Origin of the sequence: Pseudomonas sp. LRP2-20 (assembly GCF_024349685.1) — a bacterium.
Classification (GTDB): domain Bacteria; phylum Pseudomonadota; class Gammaproteobacteria; order Pseudomonadales; family Pseudomonadaceae; genus Aquipseudomonas.
The window spans coordinates 2093039-2110139 of sequence record NZ_AP025944.1 but is presented as its reverse complement, the minus strand read 5'-3'; the positions used below and the strand labels follow the sequence as shown (position 1 = coordinate 2110139).

The following is a 17101-nucleotide window of genomic DNA, read 5'->3' as shown; positions in this document are numbered from 1 at the left end:
ATTTGGGCGCGCGCCTTGGCCGCACAGCCCACTAACGGAATTGCGCGAGGAAGCGCAGGTCGTTGTCGAAGAACAGACGCAAATCGTTGACGCCATAGCGCAGCATGGCCAGGCGCTCGGCGCCCATGCCGAAGGCGAAGCCCTGGAATTCTTCAGGGTCGATGCCAGACATGCGCAGCACGTTCGGGTGCACCATGCCGCAGCCCATGACTTCCAGCCAGCCGGTCTGCTTGCACACGCGGCAGCCCTTGCCGGAACACATCACGCACTGGATGTCGACTTCGGCGGACGGCTCGGTGAAGGGGAAGAACGACGGGCGGAAGCGCACGGCCAGTTCTTTCTCGAAGAACACCCGCAGGAATTCTTCGATGGTGCCCTTGAGGTCGGCGAAGTTGATGCCGCGGTCGATCAGCAGGCCTTCGACCTGGTGGAACATCGGCGAGTGGGTGATATCCGAGTCGCAGCGGTACACGCGGCCCGGGCAGACAATGCGGATAGGCGGCTGGGTGGACTCCATGGTCCGCACCTGCACCGGCGAGGTGTGGGTGCGCAGCAGCATGTTGGCATTGAAGTAGAAGGTGTCGTGCATCGCCCGGGCCGGGTGGTGGCCAGGGATGTTGAGCGCTTCGAAGTTGTGGTAGTCGTCTTCGACCTCAGGGCCTTCGGCGATGCCGTAGCCGATGTGGGTGAAGAACTGCTCGATGCGCTCGAGAGTACGGGTGATCGGGTGCAGCCCGCCGGTGGTCTGGCCACGGCCTGGCAGGGTGACGTCGATGCATTCGGCAGCCAGGCGAGCGCTGAGCTCGGCTTCTTCGAAGGCGGCCTTGCGTGCGTTGAGCACGGCGGTGACGCGCTCTTTGGCGTCGTTGATCAGCGCGCCGACTTTCGGGCGCTCGTCGGCTGGCAGGTTGCCCAGGGTCTTCATCACCTGGGTCAGTTCGCCCTTCTTGCCGAGGTACTGAACCCGGATCTGTTCCAGGGTATTGATGTCTTCAGCGCGCTCGACGGCCTCTAGGGCTTGGGAGACCAGCGCATCCAGGTTTTCCATGTACAGACTCCAGATACGAAAATAGGGGAAGAGCTTTGAAGGCTCTTCCCCTATCGATGACGTTCAATGCCCGGCGCCGCAAGCGCCGCCGGGTGATTGTCGCGGGTACTTAAGCCAGAACGGCTTTAGCTTTCTCGACAATCGCAGCAAACGCCGCTTTTTCGTTCACTGCCAGATCGGCCAGAACCTTACGGTCGATTTCGATCGAAGCCTTTTTCAGGCCAGCAATCAGACGGCTGTAGGACAGACCGTTGGTGCGGGCACCGGCGTTGATACGAGCGATCCACAGTGCGCGGAACTGACGCTTCTTCTGACGACGGTCACGGTAGGCATATTGACCAGCCTTGATGACAGCCTGCTTGGCAACGCGGAATACGCGCGAGCGTGCACCGTAGTAGCCTTTAGCCAGTTTCAGAATTTTCTTGTGACGCTTACGAGCGATGACGCCACGCTTAACACGAGCCATGAGTAACTTCCTCTATCTAAACCAGAATTAACGTACGCGCAGCATGCGCTCGACTTTTGCCACGTCAGACGGGTGCAGCAGGCTGGCACCGCGCAGTTGACGCTTACGCTTGGTCGACATTTTGGTCAGGATGTGGCTCTTGAAAGCGTGCTTGTGCTTGAAGCCGGAAGCGGTCTTCAGGAAGCGCTTCGCAGCACCGCTCTTGGTTTTCATTTTTGGCATGTTGGAACTCCGCATTCGATAAAATTACACAATAATCATCAGGCCTGCCGTGCCCGGGAGATTACTTCTTCTTTTTGGGGGCGATGACCATCATAAGCTGGCGTCCTTCCATCTTCGGATGCTGCTCAACGGTGCCGTATTCGGCGAGGTCGGTTTCGACCCGCTTCAACAGCTCCATGCCCAGCTCCTGGTGGGCCATCTCACGGCCGCGGAATCTCAGAGAGATCTTGGCCTTGTCCCCATCGGTAAGGAAACGTACCAGGTTGCGTAGTTTTACCTGGTAATCCCCTTCTTCCGTCCCTGGACGAAACTTGATTTCTTTGATCTGGATCTGCTTCTGGTTTTTCTTGGCTTCGTTGGCCTGCTTCTTCTTCTCGAAGAGGTGCTTGCCGTAGTCCATCACCTTGCAGACAGGCGGTACCGCGTCTGCAGAGATTTCCACCAGATCCAGCTTCGCTTCTTCAGCGATACGAAGCGCTTCATCAATCGAGACGATGCCAACCTGCTCGCCATCAGCGCCAATTAACCGAACCTCGCGGGCCGAGATATTCTCGTTGATCGGGGCCTTCGGTACAGCACGCTTATCGTTTCTCATTTCACGCTTAATAGTCATTACTCCGATTCTTGGCGTCCACGCCGGGAAACCGCTTGTGCCAGAAGCTCAACGAACTGGGCGACGGGCATGGAGCCCAGGTCTGCGCCTTCGCGAGTACGCACAGCGACGGTTCGTGTTTCGACTTCACGGTCCCCTATAACCAAAAGGTACGGGACCTTGAGCAAAGTATGCTCGCGGATTTTAAAGCCGATCTTCTCATTTCTCAAGTCCGACTTGGCACGGAAACCGCTACCGTTCAGGGCATTTTCCACTTCGAGGGCGAAATCGGCCTGCTTGTCGGTGATGTTCATGATCACCGCCTGGGTCGGTGCCAGCCACGCCGGGAACACGCCAGCGTAGTGCTCGATCAGCATGCCGATGAAGCGCTCGAACGAACCAAGGATCGCACGGTGCAGCATGACTGGGCGAACCCGGCTGTTATCTTCGGCGATATAGCTGGCATCCAGGCGCTCTGGCAGGTTCGGGTCGTACTGCAGGGTACCGCACTGCCAGTTACGGCCGAGGCAGTCGCGCAGGGTGAACTCGATCTTCGGGCCGTAGAAGGCGCCCTCGCCCGGCTGGTATTCCCACTCCAGGCCCGACTCGTTCAGGGCGTCGGCCAGTGCGCCTTCGGCACGGTCCCACAGCTCTTCGGAGCCGACACGCTTGGCCGGACGGGTGGACAGCTTCATGGCGATGTCGGTGAAGCCGAAGTCCTTGTACACGTCCAGGGTCAGCTTGATGAAGTCGGCGGCTTCTTTCTTCACCTGTTCTTCGGTGCAGAAGATGTGCGCGTCGTCCTGCACGAAGCCACGCACGCGCATGATGCCGTGCAGGGCGCCAGATGGCTCGTTACGGTGGCAGGCACCGAACTCGGCCAGGCGCAGCGGCAGGTCGCGGTAGCTCTTCAGGCCCTGGTTGAACACCTGCACGTGGCACGGGCAGTTCATCGGCTTGACCGCGTAGTCACGGCTTTCCGACGAGGTGGTGAACATGTTTTCGGCGTAGTTCGACCAGTGGCCGGAACGCTCCCAAAGGATGCGGTCGACGACTTGCGGGGTCTTGATTTCCTGGTAGCCATTGACGCGCTGAACCTGGCGCATGTACTGCTCGAGCACCTGGTACACGGTCCAGCCGTTGGCGTGCCAGAACACCATGCCCGGGGCTTCTTCCTGCAGGTGGAAGAGGTCGAGCTGCTTGCCGATCTTGCGGTGGTCGCGTTTTTCGGCTTCTTCGATGCGCTGGATGTAGGCAGCCAGCTGCTTCTTGTCAGCCCAGGCGGTACCGTACACGCGCTGCAGCTGCTCGTTCTTGGCATCGCCGCGCCAGTAGGCGCCGGACAGCTTGGTCAGCTTGAAGGCCTTGAGGAAACGCGTGTTCGGCACGTGCGGGCCACGGCACATGTCGACGTATTCTTCGTGGTAGTACAGGCCCATGGCCTGCTCGTCCGGCATGTCTTCGACCAGGCGCAGCTTGTAGTCTTCGCCACGGGCCTTGAACACTTCGATGACTTCGGCGCGCGGGGTCATCTTCTTGACCACGTCGTAGTCTTTTTCGATCAGCTCCATCATGCGCTTTTCGATGGCGGCCATGTCTTCAGGGGTGAAGGGGCGCTCGTAGGCGATGTCGTAATAGAAGCCTTCGTCGATCACCGGGCCGATCACCATCTTGGCGGTCGGGTACAGCTGCTTCACCGCGTGGCCGACCAGGTGGGCGCACGAGTGGCGGATGATCTCCAGTCCCTCTGCATCTTTAGGGGTGATGATCTGCAGGGTGGCGTCGTGGTTGATCAGGTCGCAAGCATCGACCAGTTTGCCGTCGACCTTGCCGGCCACGGTGGCCTTGGCCAGGCCGGCGCCGATGGAAGCGGCGACGTCGGCAACGGATACGGCGTGATCAAACGAACGTTGACTGCCATCGGGAAGAGTAATAACGGGCATGGCGCCTCCTCTCCTAGTGGTGACCCCTACCAAAGGTCACGTGGGTTGGGATGAGCCAGTACAAGATCCGACCTGCCTTCCCTTCGGGGAAGCCTGCCTCACAGTGGCAGAAGCCTTTCGGCTTGCCAGGGACGAACCAGAGTGACTGGAAAGAAAAAAGATAGCTGCAAGCTGCACGTTGTCAGCTGCAAGCCGGGCATGCTAGCACGCGGGCTGCACGGCCCGTAGAAATATTTGGAAAATACGCCATTGCGGTGAACTATCGAGGAAAAATTCCTATCAGACCTTGGGAAGCAACCTACTCTTGTTGAGACCTTAACCCAAGGAGTAACTGGTTATGCGAGTACCGTCTCTTCTGGCTCTGGCGGCCGCTGGCGCCCTGCTGCTGCCGATGGCTGCCAACGCTGGCAACTTCCCTGCCGGGAAGGAAGGCCACTACATGACCCAGTGCCAACAGGCGGCCAGCGGCCAGGGCGTCGACGCCGCAGCCGCGAAAAAGCACTGTGAATGTGGTGCCCAGGCGATCAAGAAGAATTTCACCGACGCAGAGATTGCCGACCTGGACAGCACTGACGGCGTGGACGCCAAGCTGATGCAGAAGGCGCAAAGCGTCGTGAAACAGGCCTGCGCGCCAAAGAGCTGAAACCTTAAAGCCAGAGCAGGCCAGGCATTATTTGCCCTGGATCAATATCCTGCGAAGGTAAAAGGCGCTAGATGCGCAGAATTAGACTATGATGTCCCCCGTGCTCCGTAGCCTCGGCCGCATTGCACCACTGAAAAAACTAAATGTTCTGGAGATTCACCTCATGTCCAATCGCCAACAAGGCACCGTCAAATGGTTCAATGATGAGAAAGGCTACGGCTTCATCACCCCAGCAGGCGGCGGCGACGACCTGTTCGTACACTTCAAAGCCATCGAATCCGACGGCTTCAAGAGCCTGAAAGAAGGCCAGACTGTTTCCTTCGTCGCCGAGCGCGGCCAGAAGGGCATGCAGGCTGCTCAGGTTCGTCCGGAGTAATTCGGGCAGCTGTAAAAAAACCCGCCACATGTGGCGGGTTTTTTTATGGGCGTTTGTCGCTGCCCGGTGGGAGCAGCTGTCTTGATCAATTTCTAGAATCTAGCGCCCCCACCCACCCTGTGGGAGCCGCGCTTGCCGGCGATGGGCCGCGAAGCGGCCCCACGATTTCAAGGTTATTGCATAAATTGCCGGGGCCGCTTCGCGGCCCATCGCCGGCAAGCGCGGCTCCCACAGGGGGGCGCGCGCGCGCCAGCTTTAAGAAGTTAAAGTGCCGGTCAGCCGCAGTTGACGCGGGTCACCACACCTTGCTCATCCACGTTCAGGTTCAAGCGTTCGGAGCGGTACTCCAGGGTTACCACGTCGTGCGGCTTGAGCATGCGCGCCATCTGCGAACCACTGGCCTTGCGCGCCTGCTCCAGCAGCTCGGCGCTACCGCGCTTGCCAATGGCGAAGTCGGCGCCGCTGGCCTCGCAGCGGCCATCATTGCCTGCCGACGCCTCAGGTGCCTTGCCGCCCCTCGAGTTACCGCCAGTGCTGCAACCCGCCAGGACAGCAGCCACCGCCAGGGTTGCCAGGAAAGCACGGGTACGGAACATGAATCCTCCTAAATCGATCTGGGAACTGCCTGATCGGACAGCTCCTTCATTAATTCGTTGCAAAACCGCGCAAGTCTGCCTGAACTCGGCACGCCGAGGCCAAAGGCAATCGTGACCGAATTTTACCGCTCAACCGACGAGGCGCTTGGTGTGCGTTGCAAAGTCATGATTTACTTTAGGAAGTGAAGGCACAGTGCCTTCTTCGAACGCCAGGATCCGGTGTTCGCCCCTCCGCCCCGGGTCTTCCGCGAGAGCCTTTCATGAGCAGCCACAGCATCGACGCCGATATCAAGGTCAAATGGGCCGAGGGCCAGAGCGCCTACAGCCCCAGCACGCCCGAAGAGTTGCTGCTGATCGCCATCGACCTGCTGGTGCGTGACCGCGGCGGTGAAGCGGCGCGCAGTTTCATCGACCAGGTCTTCGAGCGCTACGCGCCGCACGCAGCTATTGCAATCGAGCCAGGCGCGCGCTGAGCAGGTCGAAAAAGCCCTGGGCATCCGCCTCGTTGATCCACAGCACATTGGCCGGCTGCTTGAGCACGCCGTACCAGTCGGCGATGGTCTGGCCAAAGGTCGGGCCTTCGCGGCTGTCGACGCGCATGTGGATGCGCCGGCCGCTGAACAGCTCGGGCTTGAGCAGATAGGCGATGACACTGGCGTCATGCACCGGGCCACCGGGCATGCCGTACACGTCCATGTCGTGCTTGACGTAAGCCTGCAGAATGTCGACCACCTGCTTGCTGGCCTGGTTGTTCACGGCAGCCAACTGCTTGAGGCGGGCGTCGCTGGTGATGACTTTGTGCGTGACATCCAGCGGCAGATAAGTGAGTTGCACGCCACTGGCCAGCACCACTTCGGCGGCATGCGGGTCGGCGTAGAGGTTGAACTCCGCCACCGGGGTCATGTTGCCGCCATTGAAGTGGGCGCCGCCCATGACCACGACTTCCTTGATGCCTTGGGCGATCTCTGGCCGCTGGATCAGCGCCAGGGCCAGGTTGGTCTGCGGGCCGAGCATGGCGAGGGTGATGCTGTGGGGTTTGGCGCTACCCAGGGTGTCGACCAGGTACTGCACGGCATTGCCTTCGGCCAAGGGCTTTTTCGGCTCATGCACCTGGACGCCGGTCAGGCCTTCTTCGCCGTGGACATCGGCGGCGTAGATGGGCGGGCGCACCAATGGCCGCCCTGCCCCGGCGTATACCGGGATGTCTTCGCGGTTGGCCCATTCGCGGGCCAGGCGGGCGTTGCGCGAGGTCTTTTCCAGGCGCACGTTGCCGGCGACGGTGGTGATGGCGCGGATGTTCAGTTCGTCAGGTGAGGCCATGGCCAGGAACAGTGCGACCACATCATCGGCGCCGGGGTCGGTGTCGATGATCAGGTCACGCGGGGCGGCCTGGAGGGTGGTGGTAGCGGCTGCGGCCATGAGGGTGAGTCCTTGTAGCAGGGGCTTGAGCATGGGGCACTCCTGTTGCCTTGGATACATGTTTCCAACGTATTACCGGCCCCTGTGGGAGCGGGTTTACCCGCGAAGAAGACACCGCGCTGGATGGCACGGGCTTCGCCCGTGTTCGCGGGCAAGCCCGCTCCCACAGGGATCGCGCCAGATTCTAGAAATTGAGCAAGACAGTTGCTCCCACAAGGACCAGCCTTTAGAAATTGAACGATTAGAAGGTCACGCCGGAAACCAGGGCGATGTTGCTGTAGGGCTGGCACTCGCCGGTGCGCACGATCGCCCGGGCACTGCGCGACAGCACCTTGAAATCCTCATGGCTCAGCCATTCGCGCTTACCCAGCTTGCCCTTCAGGCGCTCGATTTCGACCAGCGCCGGCGGCACCACCTTCTGCATCTCTTCAGCCAGCACATGCCGCTCCACCTGCAGCTCGCTCAACACCGCGCGCAGCACGCTGGCAAAATCCGGTATCCCCGCCGTCAACGCCAGATCGATCAGCTCGACCCCAGGCGGCACCGGCAACCCCGCGTCGCCAATCACCAGGATGTCGCCATGGCCCATCCCGGCGATGGTGCGCGACAGGGCGACGTTGAGCAGCGCAGTCTTTTTCATGGCGTCAGCTCCGCAAGATAAGGAATCGACGGTTGGGCACCGGCACGGGTAACGGACAACGCGGCGGCACGCTGGCCGAACGCGATGGCCTCGCCCTCCTCCTTGCCCTGCACCAGCGCAGCGGCAAAACCGCCGATGAAGGTGTCACCCGCCGCCGTGGTATCCAGCGGCTGAACCTGGGGCGCCGGGAAGTGCCGGCTGCCGTCACGGCTGACGAACAAAGCCCCCTGCGCGCCCAACGTGACGATCACCTTGCCGGCCCCCAGTTGCAACAAGCGTTCGCCAGCACGGCGGGCGCTGTCCAGATCGCTGACCGGCAGGCCGGTCAGGGCCTCGGCTTCGCTTTCATTGGGCGTGAGGTAATCGATGTGGGCAAACCAGTCCGCCGGCAACGGGCCAGTGGCCGGCGCCGGGTTCAGGACCACCTGCTTGCCCAGTTCGCGCCCCCGGGCCAAGGTCCAGGCCACGGTCTCGGCCGGCACTTCGAGCTGGCAGATGATCACCTCGGCCGCTTGCAGCAAGGCATCGAAACGCTGCACCGACTCAGGCGTCAGCAGCCCGTTGCCGCCTGGGATGATGACGATGCAGTTCTGGCTGGCAGCGTCCACGGTGATCAGCGCCACGCCACTGGACACGCCCGGGCACACGCTGACCGCCTGGCAATCGATGCCTTCCACTGCCAGCGCCTGGCGCAACTGCTGGCCGTAGGCGTCATCCCCGACATTGCCCACCATCGCCACGCTGCCGCCCAGGCGCGCCACCGCCACCGCCTGGTTGGCACCCTTGCCGCCGGGCACGGTGAAAAAGCTCTCCCCCGCCAGTGTTTCACCGGGCCTCGGCAGCCGCTGGGCGCGGGCCACCAGGTCCATGTTGAGGCTGCCGACCACCACTACCTTGGGATTCATGGCGCAATTCCTTAGCGGTAATCGTTGAACAGGTCCGGGCGCGGCCCGGTGGATTCGCGCAGCACGATGCGCGGGGCGACGATGCGCTGTTCGGCCGCATCGCGACGGGGCGTGGCGATACGCGACAGCAGCAAGGCGGCAGCATTTTCGCCAAGCTCGCGAATCGATTGGCCGACCGTGGTCAGCGACGGGTACACATAGCGGCTCAGCTCGATATCGTCGAAACCGATCACCGACAGCTCGCCCGGCACACTGATGTTGCGCTCGGCAGCGGCGCGCAACACACCAAAACCGATCATGTCGTTGCCGGCGAAGATCGCCGTCGGCCGCTCGCCCTCAAGCAACTGCACGGCGGCGGCATGGCCACCTGGGCTGGTGAAGTCGCAGTGCAATACCCGGCCTGGCAGCACCTGGGCCTCGGCTTCGGCCATCGCCCGGCGGAAGCCGCTCAGGCGCAATTGCGTGACGCCGGTCTCGGCGGGGCCGCCGATATAGGCGATGTCGCGATGGCCCAGCTCCAGCAGATGGCGGGTCGCCAGGTAGGCGCCGCGCTCATGGTCGATACGCACCATATCGGCGTCGACGCCTTCCAGCTCACGGTCGACGATGACCATCGGCGTGCGCACGCCGGCCAGGCTCTGCAGCAGGTCGGCGTCCTCGCCCACCGATGCCACCACCAGGCCATCGATGCGTTTTTCCAGCAGCACGCGCAGGTAGCTGCGCTGCTTCTGTGGGTTGTCGTCGGAGTTGCACAGGATCACGCAATAGCCGTTGCGCTCGCAGGCATCCTCGATGCCCCGGGCCAGTTCGGCAAAGTACGGGTTGACGCTGCTGGGTACCAGCAGGCCGATGGTGGCCGTGCTGCGCGCCTTGAGCGAGCGCGCCACGGCGCTGGGCACGTAGTCGAGCTCGAGGATGGCCGCCTCGACCTTGAGCCGCACCTGCTCGCTGACCGGGCGGGTCTTGTTCAGGACATGGGATACCGTGGTGTAGGAAATGCCCGCGAGGGCCGCGACGTCTTTGATGGTTGCCATGTTGTCAGTTCCGCCGGCCTGCACGCCGGCTGCGATAAGTGTCGAGCACCACGGCGATGACGATCACCGCCCCGGTGATGATGCGCTTGGTGGGTTCCGACGCGCCGATCTGCGCAAGGCCTGCGGCCAGCACAGAAATGATCAGCACGCCGAAGAAAGTACTGATGACCGAGCCGCGCCCGCCCATCAGGCTGGTGCCGCCGATCACCACGGCAGCGATCACCTGCAGCTCAAGGCCAGACCCGGCGTTGGGGTCGGCGGCCTCCAGGCGCGAAATCTGGAACAGCGCGGCCAGGCCGGCGAGCAGGCCCATCAGGGCGAACACCAGCACCTTGTAAGGGCGCGGGTCGATGCCGGCCAGGCGCACGGCCTCTTCGTTGGTGCCGATGCCGATCAGGTAGCGGCCAAACACCGTGCGGGTCAACACCAGTTGCGCCAGCACGATCACCAGCAAGGCGATGATGAAGGCCGGCGAGATACCAAAGGCGACCGGGTTGGAGAACCAGGCGTAGGCATCGCCGATATAAGCGGTGCGCGAGTCGGTGAACTGGTAGGCCAGGCCGCGGGCCATCTCCAGCACACCGAGCGAAACGATGAACGACGGGATGCGCCAGGCCACGGTGACGCCACCGGTGACGCTGCCAGCCAGGGCGGCAACGGCCATGCCGAGCAAGGCAGCGGGCAGCACGCCCCAGCCCCAGCCGAGGATCGCCACGCTGACCGTGGATGCCGCCAGGGCCAGTACCGAACCGACCGACAGGTCGATGCCGCCGATGATCAGCACGAAGGTCATGCCCACGGCCAGCACCATCAGGTCGGGGATCTGGTTGGCCAGGGTGCTGAAGGTTGCGTACGACCAGAAGTGGCTGCTCAGGAACGAGAACAGCACGATCATCGCCAGCAAGGCGCCGGCCAGGCCCAGGTAGGTGCCCAGGCCAAAGTAGCTGCCGCTGCGGCGCACAGGCGCGCCGCTCGGGGTGTCGAGGGGTGTGGTCTTCATGCATCCATCCTGGGCGCTGCTTCATGCAGCAGGGCGTCACGTTTTTGGTAGCCGGCGAAGGCAGCGGCAAGGAGCTGGTCCTGGCTCCAGTGCTCGCGGTCGAAGGTATCGATCAGGCGGCCGGCAGAGAGCACGGCGATGCGGTCGCAGATCAGCATCAGTTCTCGCAGGTCGCTGGACACCACCACCAAGGCCTTGCCCTGGCGCGCCAGTTCAGCCAGCAGGCCATAGATGTCGAACTTGGCACCGACGTCGATGCCGCGGGTGGGCTCGTCGAACAGCAGCACCTGGCAGTCGCGCTCCAGCCAGCGGCCGATCACCACCTTCTGCTGGTTACCGCCCGACAACTCGCCGACCGCCTGCGCCGGGCTGGCGCTGCGGATGCGCATGGCGCTGATCTGGCGTTCGGCCAGGGCCTGCTCTGCCTCATGGTCGAGCACGCCGGCGCGGGATACGGCGGGCAGGTTGCCGAGGGCGATGTTGGCGCTGATCGACTGGGTCAACAGCAGGCCTTCGCCTTTGCGGTCCTCGGTGATCAGGGCAATACCCGCTTTTACCGCAGCCTTGGGCGAATCGATGGTCACCGCCTTGAGCGGTTGGCCGATCTCGATGCTGCCGCTGTCGGCGCGGTCGGCGCCATAGATCAGCCGCAGCAGCTCGGTGCGCCCGGCACCGATCAGCCCGGAGATGCCAAAAATCTCCCCTGCCCTGACCTGCAGCGATACATCACGCACCTTGTCGCCGCGGCACAGCTTGTCGACCTTGAGCAATGGCGCGCCGATCGTGCGCCGGCCCAGGTCGATATGCTCGCCCAGTTCGCGCCCCACCATCAGGTTGACCAGCTCGGCGCTGGTGTAGCGCTGGATCGGCTCGTCACAGACCAGCTGGCCGTCGCGCAGCACGACGATACGCTGGGCCACCCGTTGCAGCTCCTCCAGGCGATGGGAGATATAGACGATGGCCACGCCGCGCTGGCGCAGGCGCTCGATCTGGGTGAACAGCAGTTCCACTTCGCGGGCGGTGAGCATCGCCGTGGGTTCGTCGAAGATCAGCACATGGCAGTCGCCGATCAGGTTGCGGGCGATCTCGACCATCTGCTGATGGCCGATACCCAGCTCGCCGACCGGGGTGTCCGGGTCGATGGCATCCAGGCCCACCTGGGCCATGGCGGCCGTGGCCAGCTGGCGCAAGCGCTTGTGGCTGATCCAGCCGAAGCGGCTGGGCAGGTTGTCGAGGAACAGGTTTTCCGCCACGGTCAGGGTCGGCAGCAGGTTGAGCTCCTGCATGACCATACGCACGCCAAGGCGCTCGGCCTCGCTGCGGCTGGCCGGCGCGTAGGCCTGGCCGCGATAGGTCATGTGCCCGGTGGTCGGTGTTTCCAGGCCACAGATGAGCTTGGACAAGGTGCTCTTGCCTGCGCCGTTCTCGCCGGTCAGCGCCAGCACTTCGCCGGCGCGCAGGGCCAGGCTCACTTCGCTCAGCACCGGCTGGGCGTAGCTTTTGCCCAGCGCGCTGGCGGCAAGCACCACTTCATTGGCCGCTGCTGACATGGCCACTTCTCCTGCTGGGGTCAGGGCTGGGTGATGAGCTGGACCGGGGTCTGGATGACGTTGTCGGCGTCCACGTTCGGCTTCTCGCCCTTGAGCACCTGCAACGCGGCCTGGATGCCGTACACCGCCTGCTGGCTGGCGGCCTGGTCGAGGGTGGCGAGCACGCGGCCATCCTTGAGCATCGGCTTGATGGCGTTGATGTTGTCGTAGCCCACCACCTGCACCTGGCCGGTCTTGCCAGCGGCGCGCACGGCCGAGACGGCGCCCAGGGCCATGCTGTCGTTGCCGGCGAGCAGCGCCTTGAGGTCCGGGTATTCGTTGAGCATGGAGGCGGCGACGGCGTTGCCCTTGTCGATCTCCCAGTTGCCAGACTGCACCGAGACGATCTTCATCCCTGCGGCATCCATGGCGTCCTTGAAGCCAGCGGTGCGCTGCTGGGCATTGGTGGTGGTCGGCACGCCTTCGATGATGCCAACCTGGTCACCAGCCTTGAGCTTCTGGCTGGCCAGGTAATCGCCGACCAGGCGCGCACCCTTGCGGTTGTCGGGGCCGACGAAGGGCACGCTGATCTGCTTGCTCTTGAGCACGTCAGGATCAAGGCGGTTGTCGATGTTGACCACCACGATCTTGGCGTCCATGGCTCTTTTAAGTACCGGCACCAGGGCCTTGGAGTCAGCCGGGGCGATGACCAAGGCGTTGACGCCGGAGCTGATCATCTGCTCGACGATCTTGATCTGCTCGCCAGTGTCGGTTTCGTTCTTGATGCCGTTGGCGACCAGGTCGAATTCGTTGGCGTGACCTTTCTGGTAGTCCTTGGCGCCGTCTTCCATGGTGCGGAAAAATTCGTTGGCCAGCGATTTCATGACCAGCGCAACTTTGGGCTTTTCTTCGGCTTGGGCAGCCGAAAATGGCAGGGCGAGGGACAGCGAGGAGATGACGGCGAGCGCCAGCAGACGACCGGGGAACGGCAGTTTCATGGGGGATGACTCCGAATCTTGTGTTTTTTATCGGATCGCAAACGTTTGCGTTGAGTAACTATGGAAACAAGACCTGGTTTTGTCAAATCCGTTTCGCTGGCGGGGTCAAGACGCTGCTGGCGCAGATTATCCGGAATTTTTCCGAAAAACCGAACATCTTTTCCTATCCTTGTTCGGATTTCCGAATGGAATAGGCCCTTGCAGGCGCGGCCTTGCGTCACGAAACGGCCACAACGCGGCCCCGGCAATTCAAGCTGCGAAGCTGAAAACCCGTGGGCGCTTCGCACCCCTTTCGCGACGCAAGGCCGCTCCTGCACACCTGGCCGTAAGGAGTGGTACGGAATCTGCGTACGTTCTTGCGCGACACAGCAACCATCTCATTAGGAAGAGAGAGAACAATAATCATGAATGCTGCACTGAAGTCCTTCGCCCCGAGCGCCCTGGCGCTGCTGCTGATCCTGCCCACCACGGCCTCGGCAAAGGAAGCCGAAACCCAGCAGAAACTGGCCAACGTGGTCATCCTCGCCACCGGCGGCACCATTGCCGGCGCCGGTGCCAGCGCTGCCAACAGCGCCACCTACCAGGCCGCCAAGCTCGGCGTCGACAAGCTGATTGCCGGTGTGCCGGAACTGGCCGACCTGGCCAATGTGCGCGGCGAACAGGTGATGCAGATCGCCTCCGAGAGCATCACCAACGACGATTTGCTGAAACTGGCCAAGCGCGTCGCCGAGCTGGCCGACAGCAAGGACGTCGACGGCATCGTCATCACCCATGGCACCGACACCCTGGAAGAAACCGCCTACTTCCTCAACCTGGTGGAAAAGACCGACAAGCCGATCGTGGTGGTCGGCTCCATGCGCCCGGGCACGGCGATGTCCGCCGACGGCATGCTCAACCTGTACAACGCAGTGGCGGTGGCCAGCGACAAGCAGTCGCGTGGCAAGGGCGTGCTGGTGACCATGAACGACGAGATCCAGTCGGGGCGCGATGTGAGCAAGTCGGTGAACATCAAGACCGAAGCCTTCAAGAGCGCCTGGGGCCCGATGGGCATGGTAGTGGAAGGCAAGTCGTACTGGTTCCGCCTGCCGGCCAAGCGCCACACCAGCCAATCGGAGTTCGACATCAAGCAGATCAGCAGCCTGCCGCAGGTGGACATTGCCTACAGCTACGGCAACGTGAGCGACACGGCGTACAAGGCCCTGGCGCAGAGCGGCGCGAAAGCGATCATCCATGCTGGTACCGGCAATGGTTCGGTGTCGTCGCGGGTAGTGCCGACGCTGCAAGAGCTGCACAAGAATGGCGTGCAGATCATTCGCTCGTCCCACGTCAACCAGGGTGGTTTCGTGCTGCGCAATGCCGAGCAGCCGGATGACAAGTATGACTGGGTGGTGGCGCACGACCTGAACCCGCAGAAGGCGCGGATCCTGGCGATGGTGGCGATGACCAAGACCCAGGACAGCAAGGAGCTGCAGCGGATTTTCTGGGAATACTGATACTGGTATGACCCAGGGCTGATGAGCTACGCATACAAGCACTTGTGGGAGCCGCGCTTGCCGGCGATGGGTCGCGAAGCGGCCCCGGCAATTTATGCAACAATCTTGAATTTGTGGGGCCGCTTCGCGGCCCATCGCCGGCGAGCGCGGCCCCCACAGGGAATCGCACAAGATTCAAGAAATTGAGCAAGACAGTTGCTCCCAAAAATAACGCATAAGCCTGTAGGGGCGGCTTCAGCCGCGAAGAATCCAGCAGCGATGGAGTTGCGAAATGATTTGCCTTGAAATACTGTACGCACATACAGCAAAACAAGGAATCGCCTCCGTGGCCAACACCGCCGAAGCAAGCGCAAGCAGCTACCAACAACTGGGCCTGCGCATTCAGAAGATCATCAACAACCCCCTCGCCCAGCGCAGCCGCGCCGCGCTGATCTTTCGCCTGGAGCACGAGTCGCCCGATGACTGGGAAACCCTGCTCGAGGAAATCGCCGAGAATGACAACGTCACCCTCGCCCACCGCGACGACGGCGGCGTGCAGATCTTCTGGACCGTGCCGAAGGAAGACTGAGGCTCAGGCCAGCGCCTGCAGGTAGGCGCTGGCCTCGCGGTAACGGGCCAGCCGTGCCAGGTCGGCAGGGCCAGGGGCGGCAATACGCGAGAGATCGCTGTTGTCGGCCAGGTCGGCCAGCTTGACGGTACGCGCCAGCGGGTCGCTGCCCAGGCGCACGACGAAGTCGTGATAGCTTTCGCCCTTGTTCCGGCTCAGGGCCAGCAAGGCGGCGAGAATCTTCAGGGGAAAGCCCTCTCGGGCCAGATCGGAAAGGGTCAGCGACGTGTCTTCGATCACGTCGTGCAGCACTGCGACAATCCGCTGCTCCGGGGTACTGACCCGCATCATCACCCGCAACGGGTGGAGGATATAAGCCGCCCCACCCTTGTCAAATTGCCCTTCATGCGCCCTGGCGGCCACAGCAATGGCCCGCTCCAGTGTAGACATGAGGCCCTCCCCGTTTGGCTTGTCTCAGGCCAAGCATAGCCGGGGAAGACTACAGATTACAGTTAGCGCTGCGCACCATGCTGGATGACGATCGAATCGGTACCCAGCTTGGCCATCACCTCGGCCTTGCGCGCATCGGCCTCAGCCTTGCTCGGGAACGGCCCCATCAGCACCACCGGCTTGCCGTCGCGGTATTCGACCGAGGACGGGATGCCCTTCTCGATCAGGCGTGCGGTCATGTCGCTCAGCGCACCCATGTTGGCGCCCTGGATCACTTCGACATCCCAGCCTTCAGGGGCCGGCTGGTCGGCCAGCGCCTCGGCGCGACGCTGCAGGTCGGCACCGCCACAGTATTCGCGGATACGCAGGTTGTTGCCGCCGTCATCGACGATGATTTCATACTGGCCATCGGCACCCTTGATCGCCACGTAACTGCGGTAAGCCTCGTACTGGCCGGCATCGTCCTTGCCACGCACCTGGCCGCAGATGGTGCCCTTGGTGTCGATCCGCACGTTGCCGAACTTGGCGGTCTTGGGGTTGTGCAGGTGCTCGGCAACCTGCTTGTGCACACCTTCGACCTCGTTCTCACAGCCCGCCAGGGCCAGCACTGCCAATACCACTGCCAGTTTGCGCACGCGTGTACCTCCAGATTCGAAGGGGCGGATTCTACCACGGCCGCCCACGGCACCGCCCGCGACCAAAGGTTACACGCTGCTTCGAGGGGGGCTTTTTCGAGAAGGGCATGAAAAGCAGAAAGGGCGACCCTTGCGGATCGCCCTTTCTGATGCCCGGAGACCGGGACTTTGTTTGGTAGGCACAATTGGACTCGAACCAACGACCCCCACCATGTCAAGGTGGTGCTCTAACCAACTGAGCTATGTGCCTGTCGTGTGGTGCGCATATTAGTGATCAAATGCGTACCTGTAAAGCGTTTTTTTCAAAAAAATCTAAAACTTTCAGAAACCTACGGGCGCCAGCAACAGCAACCTCGAATGCGCCCATAATGCAAAAAGGGCGACCCTTGCGGATCGCCCTTTTCGCTGCCCGGAGACCGGGGCTTTGTTTGGTAGGCACAATTGGACTCGAACCAACGACCCCCACCATGTCAAGGTGGTGCTCTAACCAACTGAGCTATGTGCCTGTCGTGTGGTGCGCATTCTACGCAATCCAAAAACCCTGTCAACACTTTTTTTCGCGCTA

20 protein-coding genes and 2 tRNA genes are annotated in these 17101 nt (G+C 62.3%); 5 read left to right on the top strand and 17 right to left on the bottom strand.

Annotated features, from left to right (window positions below):
- Positions 1–31: 31 nt before the first annotated feature.
- The 5 genes from pheS to thrS form a co-directional block, all read right to left on the bottom strand.
- Positions 32–1048, bottom strand: coding sequence for a phenylalanine--tRNA ligase subunit alpha (pheS, locus tag OCX61_RS09270; RefSeq protein ID WP_261943508.1), 1017 nt, complete (start codon positions 1046–1048; stop codon positions 32–34).
- Between the two features lie 109 nt (positions 1049–1157).
- Positions 1158–1514 (bottom strand): 50S ribosomal protein L20, encoded by a 357-nt coding sequence (gene rplT / locus OCX61_RS09265; protein WP_003250671.1) that lies wholly within the window; start codon positions 1512–1514, stop codon positions 1158–1160.
- 27 nt (positions 1515–1541) lie between these two features.
- The gene (gene rpmI / locus OCX61_RS09260) at positions 1542–1736 is read right to left on the bottom strand and encodes a 50S ribosomal protein L35 (RefSeq protein WP_003250667.1); all 195 of its coding nucleotides are present in this window, start codon (positions 1734–1736) and stop codon (positions 1542–1544) included.
- A gap of 61 nt (positions 1737–1797) precedes the next feature.
- Positions 1798–2349 (bottom strand): translation initiation factor IF-3, encoded by a 552-nt coding sequence (gene infC, locus OCX61_RS09255; RefSeq protein ID WP_176509498.1) that lies wholly within the window; start codon positions 2347–2349, stop codon positions 1798–1800.
- Positions 2349–4271 carry a threonine--tRNA ligase gene (gene thrS, locus OCX61_RS09250; protein WP_261943507.1) on the bottom strand — a complete coding sequence of 641 codons (1923 nt, stop codon included), beginning with the start codon at positions 4269–4271 and terminating at the stop codon, positions 2349–2351. The genes infC and thrS overlap by 1 nt, the downstream gene beginning before the upstream one ends.
- A 337-nt stretch (positions 4272–4608) precedes the next feature.
- Here thrS and OCX61_RS09245 point away from each other — a divergent pair, with 337 nt between their 5' ends.
- Both OCX61_RS09245 and OCX61_RS09240 read left to right on the top strand, forming a co-directional pair.
- Positions 4609–4914 carry a hypothetical protein gene (locus OCX61_RS09245; protein WP_261943506.1) on the top strand — a complete coding sequence of 102 codons (306 nt, stop codon included), beginning with the start codon at positions 4609–4611 and terminating at the stop codon, positions 4912–4914.
- 163 nt (positions 4915–5077) lie between these two features.
- Complete coding sequence (locus OCX61_RS09240; RefSeq protein WP_003250656.1) at positions 5078–5290, top strand: cold-shock protein; 213 nt, start codon at positions 5078–5080, stop codon at positions 5288–5290.
- A gap of 275 nt (positions 5291–5565) precedes the next feature.
- Here the strand turns inward: OCX61_RS09240 and OCX61_RS09235 are convergent, their stop codons facing one another.
- Entirely contained in the window at positions 5566–5886 is a 321-nt protein-coding gene (locus OCX61_RS09235) for an I78 family peptidase inhibitor (protein ID WP_261943505.1), read from the bottom strand.
- A 260-nt stretch (positions 5887–6146) separates the two neighbouring features.
- Here OCX61_RS09235 and OCX61_RS09230 point away from each other — a divergent pair, with 260 nt between their 5' ends.
- Positions 6147–6359, top strand: a complete 213-nt coding sequence (locus OCX61_RS09230) for a hypothetical protein (RefSeq protein ID WP_027920507.1) — start codon at positions 6147–6149, stop codon at positions 6357–6359.
- Here OCX61_RS09230 and OCX61_RS09225 read toward each other — a convergent pair.
- The 7 genes from OCX61_RS09225 to OCX61_RS09195 all read right to left on the bottom strand — a co-directional run bounded on the left by OCX61_RS09225 (position 6331) and on the right by OCX61_RS09195 (position 13411).
- A complete protein-coding gene (locus OCX61_RS09225; protein ID WP_261943504.1) occupies positions 6331–7338 on the bottom strand; it encodes a nucleoside hydrolase in 1008 nt (335 codons plus the stop codon). The genes OCX61_RS09230 and OCX61_RS09225 overlap by 29 nt on opposite strands.
- A 208-nt stretch (positions 7339–7546) precedes the next feature.
- Positions 7547–7945: a D-ribose pyranase gene (gene rbsD / locus OCX61_RS09220; RefSeq protein WP_261943503.1), complete on the bottom strand. Its 399-nt coding sequence runs from the start codon at positions 7943–7945 to the stop codon at positions 7547–7549.
- Positions 7942–8850: a ribokinase gene (gene rbsK, locus OCX61_RS09215; protein WP_261943502.1), complete on the bottom strand. Its 909-nt coding sequence runs from the start codon at positions 8848–8850 to the stop codon at positions 7942–7944. Before rbsK ends, rbsD begins: the two co-directional genes overlap by 4 nt.
- Before the next feature lie 11 nt (positions 8851–8861).
- A complete protein-coding gene (locus OCX61_RS09210) occupies positions 8862–9884 on the bottom strand; it encodes a LacI family DNA-binding transcriptional regulator (RefSeq protein ID WP_261943501.1) in 1023 nt (340 codons plus the stop codon).
- A 4-nt stretch (positions 9885–9888) separates the two neighbouring features.
- The gene (locus OCX61_RS09205) at positions 9889–10884 is read right to left on the bottom strand and encodes an ABC transporter permease (protein WP_261943500.1); all 996 of its coding nucleotides are present in this window, start codon (positions 10882–10884) and stop codon (positions 9889–9891) included.
- Positions 10881–12434: a sugar ABC transporter ATP-binding protein gene (locus OCX61_RS09200; RefSeq protein ID WP_261943499.1), complete on the bottom strand. Its 1554-nt coding sequence runs from the start codon at positions 12432–12434 to the stop codon at positions 10881–10883. Before OCX61_RS09200 ends, OCX61_RS09205 begins: the two co-directional genes overlap by 4 nt.
- A 20-nt stretch (positions 12435–12454) precedes the next feature.
- The gene (locus OCX61_RS09195) at positions 12455–13411 is read right to left on the bottom strand and encodes a sugar ABC transporter substrate-binding protein (RefSeq protein ID WP_261943498.1); all 957 of its coding nucleotides are present in this window, start codon (positions 13409–13411) and stop codon (positions 12455–12457) included.
- A gap of 404 nt (positions 13412–13815) precedes the next feature.
- Between OCX61_RS09195 and OCX61_RS09190 the strand changes: the two genes are divergently transcribed.
- Both OCX61_RS09190 and OCX61_RS09185 read left to right on the top strand, forming a co-directional pair.
- Positions 13816–14904 carry an asparaginase gene (locus tag OCX61_RS09190; protein WP_261943497.1) on the top strand — a complete coding sequence of 363 codons (1089 nt, stop codon included), beginning with the start codon at positions 13816–13818 and terminating at the stop codon, positions 14902–14904.
- Between the two features lie 325 nt (positions 14905–15229).
- Complete coding sequence (locus OCX61_RS09185) at positions 15230–15472, top strand: DUF1654 domain-containing protein (protein WP_261943496.1); 243 nt, start codon at positions 15230–15232, stop codon at positions 15470–15472.
- 3 nt (positions 15473–15475) lie between these two features.
- Here the strand turns inward: OCX61_RS09185 and OCX61_RS09180 are convergent, their stop codons facing one another.
- From OCX61_RS09180 to OCX61_RS09165, 4 genes are all read right to left on the bottom strand, one after another.
- A complete protein-coding gene (locus OCX61_RS09180) occupies positions 15476–15901 on the bottom strand; it encodes a GTP pyrophosphokinase (RefSeq protein WP_261943495.1) in 426 nt (141 codons plus the stop codon).
- A gap of 62 nt (positions 15902–15963) precedes the next feature.
- Positions 15964–16536: an SPOR domain-containing protein gene (locus tag OCX61_RS09175; RefSeq protein WP_261943494.1), complete on the bottom strand. Its 573-nt coding sequence runs from the start codon at positions 16534–16536 to the stop codon at positions 15964–15966.
- 173 nt (positions 16537–16709) lie between these two features.
- Positions 16710–16786: transfer RNA gene (locus OCX61_RS09170), tRNA-Val, on the bottom strand.
- Positions 16787–16965: 179 nt separating this feature from the next.
- Positions 16966–17042 (bottom strand) — tRNA-Val (locus OCX61_RS09165).
- Positions 17043–17101 lie beyond the last annotated feature (59 nt).

What these genes read in the sequence shown, in the direction of transcription:
- pheS (WP_261943508.1), bottom strand. Translation starts at nt 1,048, where the DNA reads ATGGAAAACCTGGATGCGCTGGTCTCCCAAGCCCTAGAGGCCGTCGAG.
- rplT (WP_003250671.1), bottom strand. Translation starts at nt 1,514, where the DNA reads ATGGCTCGTGTTAAGCGTGGCGTCATCGCTCGTAAGCGTCACAAGAAA.
- rpmI (WP_003250667.1), bottom strand. Translation starts at nt 1,736, where the DNA reads ATGCCAAAAATGAAAACCAAGAGCGGTGCTGCGAAGCGCTTCCTGAAG.
- infC (WP_176509498.1), bottom strand. Translation starts at nt 2,349, where the DNA reads ATGACTATTAAGCGTGAAATGAGAAACGATAAGCGTGCTGTACCGAAG.
- thrS (WP_261943507.1), bottom strand. Translation starts at nt 4,271, where the DNA reads ATGCCCGTTATTACTCTTCCCGATGGCAGTCAACGTTCGTTTGATCAC.
- OCX61_RS09245 (WP_261943506.1), top strand. Translation starts at nt 4,609, where the DNA reads ATGCGAGTACCGTCTCTTCTGGCTCTGGCGGCCGCTGGCGCCCTGCTG.
- OCX61_RS09240 (WP_003250656.1), top strand. Translation starts at nt 5,078, where the DNA reads ATGTCCAATCGCCAACAAGGCACCGTCAAATGGTTCAATGATGAGAAA.
- OCX61_RS09235 (WP_261943505.1), bottom strand. Translation starts at nt 5,886, where the DNA reads ATGTTCCGTACCCGTGCTTTCCTGGCAACCCTGGCGGTGGCTGCTGTC.
- OCX61_RS09230 (WP_027920507.1), top strand. Translation starts at nt 6,147, where the DNA reads ATGAGCAGCCACAGCATCGACGCCGATATCAAGGTCAAATGGGCCGAG.
- OCX61_RS09225 (WP_261943504.1), bottom strand. Translation starts at nt 7,338, where the DNA reads ATGCTCAAGCCCCTGCTACAAGGACTCACCCTCATGGCCGCAGCCGCT.
- rbsD (WP_261943503.1), bottom strand. Translation starts at nt 7,945, where the DNA reads ATGAAAAAGACTGCGCTGCTCAACGTCGCCCTGTCGCGCACCATCGCC.
- rbsK (WP_261943502.1), bottom strand. Translation starts at nt 8,850, where the DNA reads ATGAATCCCAAGGTAGTGGTGGTCGGCAGCCTCAACATGGACCTGGTG.
- OCX61_RS09210 (WP_261943501.1), bottom strand. Translation starts at nt 9,884, where the DNA reads ATGGCAACCATCAAAGACGTCGCGGCCCTCGCGGGCATTTCCTACACC.
- OCX61_RS09205 (WP_261943500.1), bottom strand. Translation starts at nt 10,884, where the DNA reads ATGAAGACCACACCCCTCGACACCCCGAGCGGCGCGCCTGTGCGCCGC.
- OCX61_RS09200 (WP_261943499.1), bottom strand. Translation starts at nt 12,434, where the DNA reads ATGTCAGCAGCGGCCAATGAAGTGGTGCTTGCCGCCAGCGCGCTGGGC.
- OCX61_RS09195 (WP_261943498.1), bottom strand. Translation starts at nt 13,411, where the DNA reads ATGAAACTGCCGTTCCCCGGTCGTCTGCTGGCGCTCGCCGTCATCTCC.
- OCX61_RS09190 (WP_261943497.1), top strand. Translation starts at nt 13,816, where the DNA reads ATGAATGCTGCACTGAAGTCCTTCGCCCCGAGCGCCCTGGCGCTGCTG.
- OCX61_RS09180 (WP_261943495.1), bottom strand. Translation starts at nt 15,901, where the DNA reads ATGTCTACACTGGAGCGGGCCATTGCTGTGGCCGCCAGGGCGCATGAA.